14 protein-coding genes are annotated in these 15057 nt (G+C 60.2%); 2 read left to right on the top strand and 12 right to left on the bottom strand.

Annotated elements, in window-relative coordinates:
• Positions 1–151: 151 nt before the first annotated feature.
• The 9 genes from hflC to AC1MDT_RS24400 all read right to left on the bottom strand — a co-directional run bounded on the left by hflC (position 152) and on the right by AC1MDT_RS24400 (position 10224).
• A complete protein-coding gene (hflC, locus tag AC1MDT_RS24440) occupies positions 152–1021 on the bottom strand; it encodes a protease modulator HflC (protein WP_480419327.1) in 870 nt (289 codons plus the stop codon).
• Positions 1021–2193, bottom strand: coding sequence for an FtsH protease activity modulator HflK (gene hflK / locus AC1MDT_RS24435; protein WP_480419326.1), 1173 nt, complete (start codon positions 2191–2193; stop codon positions 1021–1023). Before hflK ends, hflC begins: the two co-directional genes overlap by 1 nt.
• 96 nt (positions 2194–2289) lie before the next feature.
• Positions 2290–3591: a ribosome rescue GTPase HflX gene (gene hflX / locus AC1MDT_RS24430; RefSeq protein ID WP_414908936.1), complete on the bottom strand. Its 1302-nt coding sequence runs from the start codon at positions 3589–3591 to the stop codon at positions 2290–2292.
• Positions 3592–3603: 12 nt separating this feature from the next.
• Positions 3604–3864 (bottom strand): RNA chaperone Hfq, encoded by a 261-nt coding sequence (gene hfq, locus AC1MDT_RS24425; RefSeq protein ID WP_007902656.1) that lies wholly within the window; start codon positions 3862–3864, stop codon positions 3604–3606.
• A 96-nt stretch (positions 3865–3960) separates the two neighbouring features.
• On the bottom strand, positions 3961–4932 hold the full coding sequence (gene miaA, locus AC1MDT_RS24420; RefSeq protein WP_480419325.1) for a tRNA (adenosine(37)-N6)-dimethylallyltransferase MiaA: 972 nt from the start codon (positions 4930–4932) through the stop codon (positions 3961–3963).
• A complete protein-coding gene (gene mutL / locus AC1MDT_RS24415; RefSeq protein WP_480419324.1) occupies positions 4932–6842 on the bottom strand; it encodes a DNA mismatch repair endonuclease MutL in 1911 nt (636 codons plus the stop codon). Before mutL ends, miaA begins: the two co-directional genes overlap by 1 nt.
• Positions 6839–8266: an N-acetylmuramoyl-L-alanine amidase gene (locus AC1MDT_RS24410; protein ID WP_480419323.1), complete on the bottom strand. Its 1428-nt coding sequence runs from the start codon at positions 8264–8266 to the stop codon at positions 6839–6841. The genes mutL and AC1MDT_RS24410 overlap by 4 nt, the downstream gene beginning before the upstream one ends.
• Positions 8267–8737 carry a tRNA (adenosine(37)-N6)-threonylcarbamoyltransferase complex ATPase subunit type 1 TsaE gene (tsaE, locus tag AC1MDT_RS24405; RefSeq protein ID WP_480419322.1) on the bottom strand — a complete coding sequence of 157 codons (471 nt, stop codon included), beginning with the start codon at positions 8735–8737 and terminating at the stop codon, positions 8267–8269. It abuts the gene before it with no gap.
• The gene (locus AC1MDT_RS24400) at positions 8725–10224 is read right to left on the bottom strand and encodes an NAD(P)H-hydrate dehydratase (protein WP_480419321.1); all 1500 of its coding nucleotides are present in this window, start codon (positions 10222–10224) and stop codon (positions 8725–8727) included. Before AC1MDT_RS24400 ends, tsaE begins: the two co-directional genes overlap by 13 nt.
• 63 nt (positions 10225–10287) lie before the next feature.
• Between AC1MDT_RS24400 and queG the strand changes: the two genes are divergently transcribed.
• Entirely contained in the window at positions 10288–11352 is a 1065-nt protein-coding gene (queG, locus tag AC1MDT_RS24395) for a tRNA epoxyqueuosine(34) reductase QueG (RefSeq protein WP_480419320.1), read from the top strand.
• Between the two features lie 104 nt (positions 11353–11456).
• On the opposite strand, the gene AC1MDT_RS24390 is transcribed toward queG, so the two are convergent.
• Together AC1MDT_RS24390 and orn are read right to left on the bottom strand one after the other, a co-directional pair.
• On the bottom strand, positions 11457–12068 hold the full coding sequence (locus AC1MDT_RS24390) for a trimeric intracellular cation channel family protein (RefSeq protein ID WP_414908943.1): 612 nt from the start codon (positions 12066–12068) through the stop codon (positions 11457–11459).
• 194 nt (positions 12069–12262) lie between these two features.
• Positions 12263–12805: an oligoribonuclease gene (gene orn / locus AC1MDT_RS24385; RefSeq protein ID WP_046056848.1), complete on the bottom strand. Its 543-nt coding sequence runs from the start codon at positions 12803–12805 to the stop codon at positions 12263–12265.
• Between the two features lie 108 nt (positions 12806–12913).
• Between orn and rsgA the strand changes: the two genes are divergently transcribed.
• Positions 12914–13945, top strand: a complete 1032-nt coding sequence (gene rsgA / locus AC1MDT_RS24380) for a small ribosomal subunit biogenesis GTPase RsgA (protein ID WP_480419319.1) — start codon at positions 12914–12916, stop codon at positions 13943–13945.
• Between the two features lie 83 nt (positions 13946–14028).
• Here rsgA and motB read toward each other — a convergent pair whose 3' ends face one another.
• A complete protein-coding gene (gene motB, locus AC1MDT_RS24375) occupies positions 14029–15057 on the bottom strand; it encodes a flagellar motor protein MotB (protein ID WP_480419318.1) in 1029 nt (342 codons plus the stop codon).

The raw sequence follows: 15057 nt of genomic DNA, 5'->3' as shown, positions 1-15057 counted from the left end.
GTCGACCTGCATCAAAAACAGCAATCAAACGTGCAGACGCAAAAAAGCCGGGAATTTCCCGGCTGCCGCATCATACACACGTTTTCCCAAAGGATCACCCCGCCAGAGGTTTTAGCCGCCCGGCGGGGGGATGATTCAGGTCAACGCCGTATCAAGGCTTGGCTTTTTCCAGGTAATGGAAGAAGTCACTGCTTGGGTCGAGGACCATGACGTCGGATTTGCTCGCAAAGCTTTCACGATAGGCACGCAGGCTACGGTAGAACGCGTAGAATTCCTGATCCTGACCGTAGGCCTTGGAGTAGATCGCAGCGGCCTGGGCATCACCGTCACCGCGAGTCTCTTCCGATTCACGATAGGCCTCAGCCAGCAACACGCGGCGCTGACGATCGGCGTCGGCACGGATGCCTTCCGCCAGCTCGTTACCCTTGGCGCGGTGCTCGCGAGCTTCACGCTCACGCTCGGTGCTCATACGTTCGAACACGCTGCGGTTTACTTCTTTCGGCAGATCGATGGTCTTGACCCGAACATCGACAACTTCGATGCCCAGTTCTTTCTCAGCCATTTTGTTCAGCGAAGCCGTGATATCCGCCATCAGCGCATCACGTTCACCCGACACCACTTCGTGCAAGGTGCGCTTACCGAACTGGTCACGCAGGCCCGACTCAAGACGACGGGACAGACGCTCGTCGGCAATCTGCTTGAGGCCGGATGTCGCGGTGTAGAAACGCTCTGCGTCCTTCACGCGCCATTTGGCGTACGCATCGACCATTACGGCTTTCTTTTCCAGCGTCAGGAAGCGCTGTGTCGGTGCATCCAGCGTCATCAGGCGTGCGTCAAATTTACGCACCTGGTTAACGTAGGGCACTTTCACATGCAGGCCAGGCTGAACATCGGCCTGAACCACGCGACCGAACTGCAGCAACACCGCACGCTCAGTCTGAGCCACGATGTAGAAGCAGTTCCAGGCAGCGATCGCCACGACGACGCCGACAATAAGGGCGATCAGCGATTTATTGCTCATCAGCGACTCTCCCTGGTACGTGCTTGCTGTTGCTGCAGATCAGCTGCCGCATGTGCATTCGCTTCATTGCTGGTGGCTGCTGCGCTGGTCACCGGAGTGCTGGTGCTGCGACCACTTTCGACCATTTTGTCCAACGGCAGGTACAGCAGATTGCTCTGGCCATTCTTGTTACCGGTCACGAGAACCTTGCTGGTGTTGCTGAAGACTTCCTGCATGGTGTCCAGGTACAGACGCTGGCGGGTAACTTCAGGCGCCTTGCGGTACTCGGCAACCAGCTTGGTGAAGCGATCGCCCTCACCTTTGGCGCGCGAGACGGTTTCGTCACGGTAACCATTGGCATCTTCAAGAATGCGCTGGGCCTGACCACGGGCTTCCGGCACGACGCCGTTGGCGTAGGTCTCAGCCTGGTTGCGCGAACGCTGTTCGTCTTCACGGGCACGGATCACGTCATCGAAGGCTTCCTGCACTTCACGCGGAGCCGCTGCGCTCTGTACGTTGACCTGGGTAACGGTGATACCGGTGCGATACGTATCCATGAAGCGTTGCAGACGCTCCTTGATTTCGCTGGCCATCAATTCACGACCTTCGGTCAACACCTGGTCCATGGCGGTGGAACCCACCACATGGCGCAAGGCGCTGTCGGTTGCTTGCTGCAGGCTGATTTCCGGCTGATCGACGCTCAGCACGAAGTCCTGCAGGTTGCTGATCTTGTACTGCACGGTCAGCGGCACTTCGACGATGTTTTCGTCTTCAGTCAGCATTTGACCCTGCTTGGTGTAGGCACGCTCGCGCGTGACGTTTTCCAGGTACTTCTTATCGATCGGCGGGAAATAGATGTTCAGGCCCGGGCCCACGGTTTCGTAGTACTTGCCGAAGCGCAGCACCACGGCTTGCTCCTGCTCGTCGACGACGTAGACCGCGCTGTACAGCCACACGGCTGCCAACACGACCAGGCCGATGCCGAGCAAGCCGCCAAAGCCGCCACTCCTGCCCGGACCACCGCCGTCATCACCGCGTTTCTTACCACCACCGAACAACCCGTTCAGGCTTTCCTGCAGCTTTCGGAAGGCCTCGTCGAGATCCGGTGGTCCCTTGCGGTCGCCGTTATTGCGGCGCTTGCCACCCCAAGGATCCTGATTATTCGAGTTGCCACCCGGCTCATTCCAAGCCATAGCGCTCTCCATCTGATAAAGCAAAGACGCACCCACGGCGCGCCGACCAATGCTACAGAATGCCTGTCACCACGGCACAACCGCTTTCTCAGGCTTTTATTGCAAAGTGTGTTGCTCGATGAAGTCCATCGGCTGCAGACCTTCGCGGCTCACCAGTCGATTCAGTTCGACCCGAGGCAAGCGAACAGCCAGCAAACAGATGCCTTCTTCGTCGTGTTCTTCTTTCTGCACCGCACCGAGTTCGAAAAACTGCGCACGCAGTCGAGCGAATCGTTGCGGCAAGCGCAAGGTACCGATAAACAAATCACTGCCGAGTAACTCGGCAATGGCTTGCTCAAGCAATTCCAGACCAGTGCCATCACGCGCCGACAGCCAGACCCGCTGGGGTTTGCCGTTTTCGTCGCGCTGGATTTGTGGCTCAACGCCTTCAAGCAAATCGAGTTTGTTATAGACCTCGAGGATCGGCAAGTCCTGGGCACCAATCTCGCCCAGCACCACCATCACCTGCTCGATCTGCAACATGCGATCTGGTTCGGCCGCATCGATCACGTGCAACAACAGGTCGGAGTTGCTCGACTCTTCGAGGGTAGACCGAAATGCCTCGACCAGCTTGTGGGGCAAGTGGCGAATGAAACCTACAGTGTCCGCCAGGACAATTGGCCCCAGATCGTCTAAATCCAGACGGCGCAGGGTCGGGTCCAGCGTGGCAAACAATTGGTCAGCCGCGTAGACGTCGGATTTCGTCACGTTATTGAAGAGCGTGGATTTACCGGCGTTGGTATACCCCACCAGCGACACGGTAGGGATATCCGCACGCATACGGCCACGTCGCGACTGTTCGCGCTGGCTGCGCACTTTCTCCAGCCGGCCCTTGATCTGTCGCAGGCGAACCCGCAGCAAACGGCGGTCGGTTTCCAGTTGGGTTTCACCCGGGCCACGCATGCCGATACCGCCACCTTGGCGTTCAAGGTGGGTCCAGCCACGAACCAGCCGGGTGCTCATGTGGTCAAGCTGGGCGAGTTCTACCTGGAGCTTGCCTTCATGGGTACGGGCGCGTTGGGCGAAAATATCGAGAATCAGACCGGTGCGATCGATCACACGACACTCGAAAACACGTTCGAGGTTACGTTCCTGACTGGGCGTGAGGATGTGATTGAAAATCACCAGATCGGCCTGTTCGGCTTTGACCAGGTCGCGCAGTTCCTCGACCTTGCCGCTGCCAATCAGGAATTTGGCGGTTGGCCGATGACGCGGCACGTTAAAAAACGCAACGGTCTCGGCGCCGGCCGAATTAGCCAACTCCTGAAACTCCTGCGGATCTTCGCGCGCCTCAGGGTCCTGTCCATCCAAGTGAACGAGGATTACTCGCTCACCACCACCGTGGCGCTCAAAGAACAAAGGAGACTCCTATCAGGCGTTACCTGGCTCAGCGTCACCAGCTTCGGATTCGGTTGCGCTAGGCAGACGAATTGGACGAACCGGCACCACTGTAGAGATAGCGTGTTTGTAAACCATCTGGCTGACGGTGTTCTTCAACAGGATAACGAACTGGTCGAAAGATTCGATCGTACCTTGCAGTTTGATCCCGTTGACCAGGTAGATGGACACCCCAACTTTCTCTTTACGTAAAGTATTCAAGTAAGGGTCTTGTAGCGAATGCCCTTTTGACATGTGCCGCACTCCTTTAAGGATTCAATATAAAAAAATAGGTAAACAGATGGCTCTGTGGCCGTCACACCCCCAAGGATAGACGGCAATTGCAAGGACTCACCTCAATATGGAGATGGCCCCCAAGTATTTCAAGGCGCGTGGCAGATTGTCGCAATCCAGGCTGTCCAGCCAGTGTAAATCAGCCCAACTGCGCAGCCAGGTGAACTGGCGCTTTGCCAATTGGCGCGTGGCAATGATTCCACGCTCCTGCATCTCGGCTGACGTCAGCTTGCCATCCAGGTAATCCCAGACTTGTCGGTAGCCTACCGCGCGTATCGACGGCAACCCGGAATGCAGGTCACTTCGCTTACGCAGGGCTACGACCTCGTCGATGAATCCCTGTTCCAACATTAATGTGAATCTTTGTTTAATTCGGTCATGCAATACCTGACGATTTGCCGGAGCAATGGCCAAGTTCGCGACAGTATAGGGCAATTGTTGCAGTCCCGAAGCGGCTGCTTCAGTACTTTGCGCAGATTGTTGCAAGCGCAGTGCGGTCATGCTCTGACCGCTAACGCGATAAACTTCCAGTGCTCGACTAAGTCGCTGGGGATCGTTCGGATGAATGCGTGCCGCCGACACCGGATCGATGACCGCCAATTGCTCATGCAGGGCTTGCCAGCCAAGGCGTGCAGCCTCTTCTTCAATCTGCGCACGCACCTCCGGATCGGCGGCCGGCATATCCGCCAGGCCTTCGACCAAAGCCTTGTAATAGAGCATTGTGCCGCCCACCAGCAGCGGAATTTTTCCCCGCGCGGTGATCTCCGCCATGGCTTGGAGCGCGTCACGGCGGAAATCCGCGGCCGAATAGCTCTCTGCCGGGTCGAGGATATCGATCAGACGGTGCGGAAATTCGGCCAGAATGTCTTTCGAAGGCTTGGCGGTACCGATGTCCATGCCACGGTAAACCAGCGCCGAATCGACGCTGATCAACTCGCAAGGCAGGACTTTGGTGAGTTCGATGGCCAAATCGGTCTTGCCCGCTGCGGTCGGGCCCATCAGGAAAATCGCAGGTGGGAGCTGGTTCATCAACGACCGCGCAGGAACAGTTTGTCCAGATCGTCCAGGCCCAGCTGGGTCCAGGTCGGCCGGCCATGGTTACATTGTCCGCTGCGCTCGGTGTTTTCCATGTCGCGCAACAGGCCATTCATTTCCGGTAGCGCCAGACGTCGATTCGCCCGAATCGCACCGTGACAGGCCATCGTGCCGAGCAGTTCGTTCAGGTGGGCCTGAATCCGGTCGCTGGTGCCGTATTCCATCAGGTCCGAGAGGACGTCGCCGACCAGCCGATTGGCTTCAGCCTGCTTGAGCAATGCCGGAATTTGCCGGATGGCCAGGGTTTCCGGGCCCAGGCGCTGCAATTCAAAGCCCAGGCGCTGGAACCAGGCGACGTGCTCCTCGGCGCAATCGGCTTCACGCTGACTGACCGCCAAGGACTCCGGCACCAGCAGCGGCTGACCGCTCAGACCTTCACTGGCCATGGCGACCTTCAGGCGTTCGTACATGATCCGCTCGTGAGCGGCGTGCATGTCCACCAACACCAGACCCTGGGCATTTTCCGAAAGAATGTAGATACCCTTGAGTTGCGCCAGCGCATAACCCAGTGGCGGAATGTCGTCCTGACCGGCCGGCAGTGCAACGGCGTTGGCTTCGGGCAACGGCGCAAAAAATTCACGATAGGCCGCCTGGGCTTCAGCCACCGGCACGCCTGACTGAGGCCGCGGCGTGTATTGGTACTGATAACCGGCGCCAGCGCCCGAGCCCGCGGTCGTATTGAACGACGGTTGCGCCTGCGGCTGCTCCAGTAACGCATTGGCGGCCAGACGCATTTCGCCCTGAGGACCGAATTCCCCGGCATCGATGCCGCTCGGCCGAACAATGGCCGTCGCAACGGGCGCCGCCAAATGGTCTTCCGGGCGCACATCGCCCAAGGCGCGGTGCAAGGTGCCGTAGAGGAAATCGTGAACCATGCGACCGTCACGGAAGCGAACTTCGTGCTTGGTCGGGTGCACGTTGACGTCGACCCCGGCCGGGTCGACTTCGAAGAACAGCACGAACGTCGGATGCCGACCATTGAACAGCACGTCGCGATACGCCTGGCGCACCGCGTGGGCCACCAGTTTGTCGCGTACGGCTCGGCCGTTCACAAAGAAATACTGCAAGTCCGCCTGGCTGCGGTTAAACGTCGGCAAGCCAACCCAGCCCCATAAATGCAGGCCATTGCGCTCAATTTCAATCGGCAGCGCCTGCTCCAGGAACCCCGAACCACAAATCGCTGCCACTCGCCGGGCACGGGCGGCATCATCGTGAGCCTCATGCAGGCTGAGGATGGTTTTGCCGTTGTGGCGCAGATGGAACGCCACGTCGAAGCGGGCCAGCGCCAGGCGCTTGATCACTTCTTGCAGGTGATCAAATTCAGTTTTTTCAGTCTTGAGGAATTTGCGTCGCGCCGGGGTGTTGAAGAACAGGTCGCGCACTTCCACCGAAGTGCCCACCGGATGGGCCGCCGGCTGCACGCGTGGCGCCATGTCCCGGCCTTCGGTCTCGACCTGCCAGGCCTGATCGGCATCGCGGGTCCGGGACGTCAGGGTCAGGCGAGCAACCGAACTGATCGACGCCAGTGCTTCACCGCGAAACCCCAGGCTCATGACCTGTTCCAGGTCCTCCAGATTGCGAATCTTGCTGGTGGCGTGACGCGCCAGGGCCAGCGGCAGGTCATCGGCGGAAATGCCACTGCCGTCGTCGCGCACCCGCAGCAGCTTGACACCACCCTGCTCCACGTCGACATCGATACGCCTGGCGCCGGAGTCCAGGCTGTTTTCCAACAGTTCCTTGATCACCGAAGCCGGGCGTTCAACCACTTCGCCGGCAGCGATCTGGTTCGCCAGTCGCGGGCTGAGCAGCTCGATACGAGACGTGTTGGTCAGCATCTGGCTCATTCTTTGGCCGCCAGCTCAGTGCCGGGAATGGTCAGGGTCTGACCGATTTTCAGCTCATCGCTTGTCAGGTTGTTGGCACTGCGCAAGGTCGCTGGGGACACCTGATAACGCACGGCGATCATCGCCAGGGTCTCGCCCGGGCTCACGCGATGATCACGCGGCCCTTGGGCGATCTTGCCGGAGTCACGCAGCCAGGCAATGTAGGTGCCTGGCGGCGGATTCTGCTGGAAGAACTGGCGAACACCGGCGCTGATCGAACGTGCCAGCGCCTGCTGATGGCTCGCCGCCGACAGTTTCGAGGCTTCGTTGGAGTTGGAGATGAAGCCGGTTTCCACCAGGATCGACGGAATGTCCGGCGATTTCAGTACCATGAACCCGGCCTGCTCCACCCGTTGTTTGTGCAACGGCGTGACCCGGCTGATGTTGCTCAAGACCTTTTGGCCAACGTCCAGGCTCGACGTCAGGGAAGCCGTCATCGACAGGTCGAGCAGCACACCGGCCAGCATGCGGTCCTTGTCGTCGAGGCTGACACTGCCAGCACCGCCGATCAAGTCGGAACGGTTTTCGCTGTCGGCCAGCCAACGGGCGGTTTCCGAGGTGGCGCCGCGATCGGACAAGGCGAACACCGACGCACCGAAGGCTGCCGCAGACGGCGCGGCGTCGGCGTGGATCGAGACGAACAGGTCGGCGCCTTTCTTACGGGCGATTTCAGTACGTCCACGCAGCGGGATGAAGTAGTCGCCGGTGCGGGTCAGTTCGGCGCGGTAGCCTTTCATGCCGCTGACCTGGCGCTGCAACTCACGGGCGATGGCCAAAACCACGTCTTTCTCATGCTGGCCGCGAGAGCCCGAGGCACCCGGGTCCTCGCCGCCGTGACCGGCGTCGATCACCACAATGATGTCGCGCTTGCCGGCCGGCGCAGGTGGCAGTTTGACCGCTGGCTCTACCGGGGTGACGGGCACCGGGGCCACCGTCGCGACGTTGGTCGGCGGCGGGATAGGCGCGGCGGCCTCGGCGCTGTCGAACAGATCGACCACCAAGCGATTGCCGTACTGGGCGTTCGGCGCCAAGGTAAAACTCTTCGGTGTGACGGCCTTTTTCAGGTCGATGACCACTCGCAGATCAGTCGGCGTGCGCTGAGCCGAGCGCATTGCAGTGATCGGGGTATTCGAGGTGTTGACGTTCAACGGCGCACCCAGGGTCGCGCCATTAATGTCGATAACCAACCGATCCGGCGCGGACAGGGTGAAAACGCTGTGCTGGACTGGCCCGGTCAGGTCAAACACCAACCGTGTGTTGTCCGGCGCCCGCCACAGGCGAACACTGTTGACCTTCGTCTCGGCCACAGCGTCGACGGTCACCGCCAGAAACAACACCCCTACGGCAGCCACCAACGCGCGAAAGCGCATACCTAACCCCATCATTTATTTGGATTCCAATGCCAAAGCGGCACACCACGACTCGCCACGCGAGCCTTGGGGCAAAATTTTCAGCGAACGCCCGCTGTCATGCGGGGTAATGGTAATGGTCAGGTCGGGCTTTGGCAAAAAGCCTGCACCCTTGCGGGGCCATTCAATCAGGCACAGCGCATCATCTTCAAAGTAGTCACGGATGCCGAGGTACTCCAGCTCTTCAGGATCGACCAAACGATAAAGGTCGAAATGGAAGGCCCGGATACTGCCGATTTCGTAAGGTTCGACCAGCGTGAAGGTCGGGCTTTTGACCGCGCCCACATGCCCCAGGCCTCGGATAATGCCTCGCGATAGCGTGGTTTTCCCCGCCCCCAGGTCCCCTTCGAGAAAAATCAGACCGTGCCCTTCGGTTGTTTGTGCGATACGTGCGCCAAACGCGGTCATCGCCTCTTCATCAGCCAGGTACAGGGTTACTTCAGACACGGTGCTTGCTCCTCCAACAACTGACGAATGGCTGGGATCAGATCACTGGCCGCCAGCCCACGGCCCGATTTACCTTCTTGCGCGCCCGCATTGGCGTGCAGCCAGACCGCCAGGCACGCCGCGTCGAACGCGTCCATGCCCTGGGCCAGCAACGCACCGACCAGACCGGCCAGCACATCACCTAATCCTGCGGTGGCCATGGCCGGATGCCCCTGATGACACAGCGACAGGCGCCCATCAGGGCTGGCGATCAGGCTGCCGGCCCCCTTCAATATCACTACAGCTGTATATTTTTTGCTCAATGCCTGCGCTGCCGCAGGACGATCAGCCTGAACCTCGGCGATGCTCATCCCGAGCAACCGCGCCGCTTCGCCCGGATGCGGGGTCATCACGCAATCCTTGGGCAAGCTCACCTGTTCTTCGGCCAGCAGATTCAGCGCATCGGCGTCCCAGACTTGCGGCAGTGGCGCATTGGCCGCCGCCGACAACAGACTGCGCCCCCAGGAAGCCTGCCCCAAGCCCGGACCGACCACCAGCACGGAAACTTTTTGAAGCAGTCCCATCAGTTGATTGGCCGACGACGTTCCCAACACCATGGCCTCGGGAATTCTGGCCAGCGCGGCGGGAACATGCTCGCTGCGAGTGGCCACGGACACCATGCCCGCTCCACTGCGCAGCGCACTTTGCGCACTCAGAAGGATCGCGCCGCCGAAGCCGCGATCACCGCCGATCAGCAGCACATGACCGAATTTGCCTTTGTGTGACGTGGGCGCCCGAGGGGCCAGTCGCGCCAGATTGCCAAGCGTCAAACGGCGAGCGCTGATGGGCGCGCCTTCAAGCACCTGCGGATCAGCGTGCAGGTCGTTGAAAACCAGTTCACCGACCACGTCTGCCGCATCACCGGTGAACAGCCCCAGCTTCAAACCGATGAAGGTAACGGTCAGGTCGGCGCGCACCGCAACGCCGAGGATACGACCGGTATCGGCACATAGGCCGGAAGGGATGTCCACCGCCGCAACCGGTAACCCACAGCCGTTGATCGCGGCAATGGCGTTGGCGTAGGGTGCTCGTACCGCTCCCGTCAGACCGGTGCCGAGCAAGGCATCCAGCACAACGCCACGCAACTCGGATTCAGCGGTCCAGGTCTCGATGGATACTTTTTCGGACACGGCCTCTGCATGCGCCAACGCCGCGTCGCCCTGCAATCGCTGGGGTTCACCAACCGCCAGCACCCGTACCGTCCAGCCGGCCCGCTGGGCCAGCACCGCTACCAGATAACCGTCACCGGCATTGTTGCCGTGGCCGGCCAGCACACTCAATTCGTGCGCCGTCGGCCATTGACGGACCAACGCACGCCAGGTCGCTCGTGCTGCGCGCTGCATCAATTCGAAGCCCGGCGTGCCAGCCGCGATCAGGCTCGCATCGAGCCCTCGGACTTGCGCGGCGCTGTACAGCGCGTCGGGTAAATCATCTTTAGTGTGCGGCATGCGTCTTCGAGCTCCGATGTCTGGCAGAATTATACGCACCTCAGCTCCGGTTTCTCTCGTCTCATGCCCGCTATTAATACAGACCTGCCCGCCCTCGCCCAATCCATCAAGGACTGGGGCCGCGAGCTGGGCTTTCAGCAAGTCGGCATCAGCGGCCTCGACCTCGCCGAGCATGAGCAGCACCTGGAGCGCTGGCTCGCAGCCGGTTACCACGGCGAAATGGAATACATGGGCGCCCACGGCAGTAAACGCTCGCACCCGGACGAACTGGTGCCGGGCACCCTCCGGGTGGTTTCCCTGCGCATGGACTACCTGCCGGGCGATACCGAAATGGCCAAACGCCTGGGGCAACCTTCAAAAGCCTACGTCTCGCGTTATGCGTTGGGCCGCGACTATCACAAGCTGATTCGTAAACGCGTGCAACAACTGGCAGAGAAAATTCAGGCCGTCATCGGCCCGTTCGGCTACCGCGCCTTCGTCGACAGCGCGCCGGTGCTGGAAAAGGCCATCGCGCAAAAGGCCGGTTTGGGCTGGATCGGCAAAAATACCCTGATCTTGAACCGCAAGGCCGGTAGTTACTTCTTTCTCAGCGAACTTTTCGTCGATTTGCCGCTGCCGATCGACCCGCCGCACGCCACCGAACACTGCGGCCGCTGCACGGCGTGCCTGGACATCTGCCCGACCAACGCCTTCGTCGGCCCCTACGTGCTGGATGCCCGACGCTGCATCTCTTACCTGACCATCGAACTGAAAAGCGCGATCCCGGAGGATTTGCGGCCATTGATCGGCAATCGGGTGTTCGGCTGCGACGACTGTCAGATTGTCTGCCCGTGGAACCGCTTCGCCCGTCCGTCCGGGGAAAGCGACTTCAAGCCCCGGCACAACCTGGACAACGCCGAACTGGCCGAATTGTTCATGTGGGACGAAGAACGGTTTCTCAGCAGCACCGAAGGCTCACCACTACGCCGCGCCGGTTACGAACGCTGGCTGCGCAATCTGGCGGTGGGCCTGGGTAACGCACCGTCGAGCATTCCGGTGCTGGAAGCGCTCAAGGCACGTAGGGATTACCCGTCAGAGTTGGTGCGTGAGCATGTGGAGTGGGCGTTGAAACAACACGGACTGTTGTAGGAGCGAGCTTGCTCGCGATGAGCCTGTAGACGCCGCTTTTATTCAGACAGAACGCGTAATCGTTCACGTCCTTCGCGAGCAAGCTCGCTCCTACACCGACCGCGTCAGGCTTCGTCGTTGTAGACGAACTTCGGCATTTCCCAGTGAAAACGAATCGCCAGCAAACGCAGGAGGAAGCCGCCAAACAGGGTGATCAGAATCGCCTGTTCGCCGGGTAATTGCAGGTAGATGCAGAACATATAGCACCACGCGGCGGCGAACGAGACGCTGGCGTAGAGCTCGCGGCGAAAGATCAGCGGGATGTCGTTACAGAAAATGTCGCGCAGAATGCCGCCGAAAACCCCGGTGATCACGCCGCTGACCGACGCCACCAGCATGCCTTGACCCATTTCCAGGGCGGTCATGCAGCCAATCAGCGTAAACGCCACCAGGCCCAGGGCGTCGAGCACCAGAAACAGCGAACGCAGGTGACGCATCCAACGAGCAGTGAAGACCGTGAACATCGCCGCAATCGAGGTCAACACCAGGTATTCCGGGTGTTTGACCCACGTTAGCGGGTAGTGCCCAAGCAGCACGTCGCGTACCGAACCGCCACCCAGGGCCGTGACGCAAGCGATCAGCACCACACCAAACCAATCCATGCCGCGACGACCGGCAGACAAGGCCCCCGTCATGGCTTCGGCAGTAATGGCGATCAGGTAAAGCATCAGCAACATGGTGGCGGTCCTTGCAGAAAGGCGCGCAGTCTAGCCATTTAGTCGCAGCACCAAAAGAGGGCACCAGCGAATCGACCCAGCCTTCAAAGGTGACTGGGCGGCCCCCATCGCGAGCAAGCTCGCTCCCACAAGGACAACTCAGTCCCATGTGGGAGCGAGCTTGCTCGCGATGGGGGCGGAGCGGACACCCCGAATCAGAACTTGATGAAATGCTTGCGGTAGTGCTGCAGCTCGGCAATGGATTCGCGGATGTCGTCCAGGGCCAGGTGGGTGCTGCCCTTCTTGAAGCTGTCACGCACGTCCGGCGCCCAACGTGCGGCCAGCTCTTTAAGGGTCGAGACGTCGAGGTTGCGGTAGTGGAAGAAGCTTTCCAGGGACTTCATGTGGGTATAAAGGAAGCGACGGTCCTGGCAGATGCTGTTGCCGCAGATCGGCGACTTGCCCTTCGGCACCCATTGTTCCAGGAAGGCGATAGTTTGAGCCTCGGCTTCGGCCATGCTGATGCGACTGTCGCGAACCCGCTGGGTCAGGCCCGATCCGCCGTGTTGACGGGTATTCCACTCGTCCATGCCAGCGAGGATTTCGTCGCTGTGATGAATGGCGATGACCGGACCTTCGGCCAAGGTGTTCAGATCACTGTCGGTGACAATGGTCGCCATCTCGATGATGACGTCGGTATCAGGGTTCAGACCGGTCATTTCCAGGTCGATCCAGATCAGATTCTGCGGGTTTTGCATTGTGTCGGCTCCTAGGCAATGCTGCGCAGTTTAGCCTAGAGAGGTGGCCGGGCGTGCTAAACTCGCGGCCGTTTTACCTAATCGCTGCATTCTTGATACGGAACACCCATGGCCAAACGCCAACTCAATCGTCGTCAAAACTGGCGCATCGAAAAGATTCAGGGCGAGCGCGCTGCCCGCGCCGCCAAACGCGAGTCCTCGGCTGTCGAGGCACTCGAAGGCGGCGATCTGGGTCCGGAACAGACGGGCCTGGTGATCGCGCACTTCGGTGTGCAGGTCGAGGTCGAAGCCCTCGATGGCGAATTGGCCGGCCAGGTGTTCCGCTGCCACTTGCGCGCCAACCTGCCTGCGCTGGTGACTGGCGATCAGGTGGTCTGGCGTGCCGGCAACCAGGGTATTGGCGTGATCGTGGCGCAACTGCCGCGTAAAACCGAACTCTGCCGCCCGGACAGCCGTGGCCAGCTCAAGCCGGTGGCGGCCAACGTCGACATGATCGTCATCGTCTTCGCCCCGCTGCCCGAGCCCCATGCCAACCTGATTGACCGCTATCTGGTCGCCGCCGAGCACGCAGGGATTCGTCCGTTGCTGCTGCTCAACAAGTTCGACCTGATCGACGAGCAGAACGCCCCGGCACTGAATGCCTTGCTCGCGGTTTACCGCACGCTCGGTTACCCGGTGCTCGAAGTGTCGGCCCACCACGGCAACGGCATGGAACAACTTCAACAACAATTGGACGGACGTATCAGCGTATTCGTCGGCCAGTCTGGTGTCGGCAAGTCGTCGCTGGTCAACAGCCTGTTGCCTGAAGTCGAAGCCCGTGTCGGCCCGTTGTCCGAGCTGTCCGGTCAAGGCACTCACACCACCACCACCGCGCGGTTGTTCCACTTCCCGGGTGGCGGTGAGTTGATCGACTCCCCGGGCATCCGCGAATTTGGCCTCGGCCACGTCAGCCGTGCTGACGTCGAAGCCGGTTTCATCGAGTTCAACGACTTGATCGGTACCTGTCGCTTCCGCGATTGCAAGCACGACCGCGAGCCCGGTTGCGCACTGCTCAAGGCCCTCGAAGATGGCCGCGTGCAGCAGCAACGGATGAACAGCTACCGCTCGATCATCGCCAGCCTGCCGGAAACCAGCTACTAAGTTGCCGCGATCATGTTCGTGACGCCACGAACATGATCAACAGAAACAAAAAAGCCGCGATTATCTCGCGGCTTTTTTGTGGGTCACTGCTTCGGCGGTTCCGCCGGTTTCGGTGCCGGGCTGTCGAAGAGATTCAAGCGTTCCCGAAGCTCATGCGCCGGCAATGGCTCTTTATCCGCAGGTACTGCATTCGGGTCGACTGGTTTGGCCGGCACTTCACCCGGACCACCCTGCCCTTGCGCCGGCTCTGGCGCCGGCTCGGCACCTTGCGAACCTTCGATGGCACGCTGGGCTTTCCTGGTCAGCACCACGATATCGATACGGCGATTAATCGGATTGAGCGGGTTTTCGCGATCGAACAACGCCGACGAGGCATAACCGACGACTCGCGCCACTTGCGATTCCGGGTAGCTGCCGGCAACCAGCGCACGGCGGGCCGCGTTGGCACGGTTGGCCGACAGTTCCCAGTTACCGAAATCGCCGGTGCCCGCGTACGGCTTGGCATCGGTGTGGCCGCTGATGCTGATCTTGTTCGGCACCGCTTTGATGGTGTCGGCCATGGCCAGCAGGATGTCTTCGAAATACGGTTTCAGACGGGAGCTGCCGGAGTCGAACATCGGGCGGTTTTCGGCGTCCATGATCTGGATGCGCAAGCCATCCGGGGTGATATCGAACAGAATCTGGTCTTTAAACTTCTGCAACTGAGGGCTCTGATCAACCTTGTTCTGCAGTTCTTGCAGCAACAGTTCCAAGCGTTCCTTCTCGACCTGTTCAGCCATGCCTTCGACCTGATCGGTGTCGACAGTCACCTTGTCGGGCTGTGGCTGGGATTTCACCTCAGGGTTGAGGGTTTTCTCGGGCGCCAGGGTGGGCGTGCCGCCCAGGTCGATGATGAACGGCGTGCCACTTTCGGAGAAGCCGACCGGGTCTTTGAAGTAACCGGCGATGGCGATCTTTTGTTCCGGCGTCGCGGTGGACAACAGCCACAGCACCAGAAAGAACGCCATCATCGCCGTCGCGAAGTCGGCGAAGGCGATTTTCCACGACCCCCCGTGATGCCCGGCCGCGTATTTCTTGACGCGCTTGATGATTATCGGCTGGTTATTTTCCAT

This window comes from Pseudomonas sp. ASL7, assembly GCF_056680375.1.
This window is presented reverse-complemented; position numbering and strand designations above follow the sequence as displayed.

Coding starts and splice junctions, on each gene's coding strand:
- motB (WP_480419318.1), bottom strand. CDS start 15,057: ATGGAAAATAACCAGCCGATAATCATCAAGCGCGTCAAGAAATACGCG.
- orn (WP_046056848.1), bottom strand. CDS start 12,805: ATGCAAAACCCGCAGAATCTGATCTGGATCGACCTGGAAATGACCGGT.
- queG (WP_480419320.1), top strand. CDS start 10,288: ATGCCCGCTATTAATACAGACCTGCCCGCCCTCGCCCAATCCATCAAG.
- miaA (WP_480419325.1), bottom strand. CDS start 4,932: ATGAACCAGCTCCCACCTGCGATTTTCCTGATGGGCCCGACCGCAGCG.
- hfq (WP_007902656.1), bottom strand. CDS start 3,864: ATGTCAAAAGGGCATTCGCTACAAGACCCTTACTTGAATACTTTACGT.
- rsgA (WP_480419319.1), top strand. CDS start 12,914: ATGGCCAAACGCCAACTCAATCGTCGTCAAAACTGGCGCATCGAAAAG.
- mutL (WP_480419324.1), bottom strand. CDS start 6,842: ATGAGCCAGATGCTGACCAACACGTCTCGTATCGAGCTGCTCAGCCCG.
- hflC (WP_480419327.1), bottom strand. CDS start 1,021: ATGAGCAATAAATCGCTGATCGCCCTTATTGTCGGCGTCGTCGTGGCG.
- AC1MDT_RS24410 (WP_480419323.1), bottom strand. CDS start 8,266: ATGATGGGGTTAGGTATGCGCTTTCGCGCGTTGGTGGCTGCCGTAGGG.
- AC1MDT_RS24390 (WP_414908943.1), bottom strand. CDS start 12,068: ATGTTGCTGATGCTTTACCTGATCGCCATTACTGCCGAAGCCATGACG.
- hflK (WP_480419326.1), bottom strand. CDS start 2,193: ATGGCTTGGAATGAGCCGGGTGGCAACTCGAATAATCAGGATCCTTGG.
- AC1MDT_RS24400 (WP_480419321.1), bottom strand. CDS start 10,224: ATGCCGCACACTAAAGATGATTTACCCGACGCGCTGTACAGCGCCGCG.